The following is a 1,620-nucleotide window of genomic DNA, read 5'->3' on the forward strand; positions in this document are numbered from 1 at the left end:
CTATTGGTTAACCTACATATACATAATTAATGTTCTAAGAAATATTTGCTAGGATTTAGTTCATGAATAAAAAGGTGTTTGTAAACGCCGTCAAAGCAATTATGCCCATGTGTATTGGGGATTTTCCCTTTTCTTTTATCGTTGGGGCATTAAGTATCACTATGGGCATGAGTGTTTGGCAAAGCACAACATGGTCTTGCATTGTGCTTGCGGGATCTGCCCAAATGGTCGCATTGAATATGTTAAAAAACGGGGCTAATTTAGGTATTATTATTCTAACAACCTTTATTGTCAATTTAAGACACATTTTATATAGTGCTTCCGTCTCGAGTCATGTTAAAACTGCGCCATTGTGGAAAAAAATTTTTCTTTCCTATGCTTTGACGGATGAAGCGTTTGCTGTAACTATTAAAGAATTGGGTGAGAACAAAGCTAGTAAATATTTTTACTATTTTACCGTAATGCTAACATTTTGGTTCTTTTGGGTTTTAGCTAATTTTATGGGAGCTGTTGTTGGCGCTGCTGTTCCACATATTGAAAAATATGGCCTAGATTTTGCCATGATAGCAGCTTTCATCTCTATTGTTATTCCACAGATTAAAAGTCAGGCTTGCACTGTAGCTGCCGTAGTCGCCACCATGTCAGGGGTTTTATTGGTTGTATTGCCATACTCCTTAGGTATTCTTATTGCATCGTTGCTGGGCGTTATTGCAGGACTTTGTGTAGATCTGGCAGAAGAAAAGAAAAATTTAGCTTCATCTTTGGAGAAAGTTGCTTAAATGAACAGTATCTTTTTTTGGTCATTGACGCTTGGTATGGCTGCGGTTACGTTTTTAGTTCGCTTTTCTTTTATCGGAATTTCTGATAAAATCCAAATGAGCGAACGCGTAGTTAAAACATTGCGTTTTGTACCGGTAACGGTCTTTCCCGTTTTTATAGCTATTCAAGTATTAGATGTTCATTCCAATATGCAGTTTGATTTGCATAATCATAAAGTGATCGCTGCAATTATATGTATATTGTGTAGCTTTAGATTAGGGCTGCTGTGGGTGGTTATTATTGGTGTCAGCTCACTAATATTATTAAATCAATTTATGTAAGGATAAGTATATTTATGACTAAGGTTATTGATACAAAAAAAGCACCTGCTGCTATAGGACCTTATGTTCAGGCTGTTGATTTGGGAAGTCTCGTAATTACTTCAGGTCAATTACCGGTTGACCCAGTGTCAGGTGAATTTCCTCAGTCTATTGCTGATCAAACCAGGCGTTCATTGGATAATGTCAAAGCCATTATTGAAGAAGCTGGATTAAGCGTAAGTAATATCGTAAAAACAACGGTATTTATGAAAGATTTAAAAGAATTTGCAGAGATGAATTCTGTTTATCAAGATTTTTTTAACGAACACAAGGCCTCTTTTCCTGCGCGGTCATGTATTGAAGTTGCACGTATTCCTAAAGATGCAAAAATTGAAATCGAAGTAATTGCTGTAAGAAAATAAATTTCTTTTGCGGGGATCCATTAAATCTTGATGGATCCATTTTAGAGTTTAAATGCATTCAGTTCAATCAATATATAAATAAAGCACGGTTATATTTAGGGTATAACCGTGCTTTATTG

3 protein-coding genes are annotated in these 1,620 nt (G+C 35.7%); all 3 read left to right on the top strand.

Going from position 1 to position 1,620, the window contains the following annotated elements:
- Positions 1-62 precede the first annotated feature (62 nt).
- From AABE15_RS03990 to AABE15_RS04000, 3 genes are read left to right on the top strand one after another with little or no spacing between them, the layout of a single operon-like run.
- On the top strand, positions 63-779 hold the full coding sequence (locus AABE15_RS03990; RefSeq protein ID WP_338329987.1) for an AzlC family ABC transporter permease: 717 nt from the start codon (positions 63-65) through the stop codon (positions 777-779).
- Entirely contained in the window at positions 780-1,100 is a 321-nt protein-coding gene (locus AABE15_RS03995) for an AzlD domain-containing protein (protein ID WP_338329988.1), read from the top strand.
- 14 nt (positions 1,101-1,114) lie between these two features.
- Entirely contained in the window at positions 1,115-1,501 is a 387-nt protein-coding gene (locus AABE15_RS04000; RefSeq protein WP_338329989.1) for a RidA family protein, read from the top strand.
- Positions 1,502-1,620 lie beyond the last annotated feature (119 nt).

The sequence above is a fragment of the Commensalibacter sp. Nvir genome (assembly GCF_963921845.1).
In the GTDB taxonomy this organism is placed as follows: Bacteria; Pseudomonadota; Alphaproteobacteria; order Acetobacterales; family Acetobacteraceae; genus Commensalibacter.

Coding starts and splice junctions, on each gene's coding strand:
- AABE15_RS03990 (WP_338329987.1), top strand. CDS start 63: ATGAATAAAAAGGTGTTTGTAAACGCCGTCAAAGCAATTATGCCCATG.
- AABE15_RS04000 (WP_338329989.1), top strand. CDS start 1,115: ATGACTAAGGTTATTGATACAAAAAAAGCACCTGCTGCTATAGGACCT.
- AABE15_RS03995 (WP_338329988.1), top strand. CDS start 780: ATGAACAGTATCTTTTTTTGGTCATTGACGCTTGGTATGGCTGCGGTT.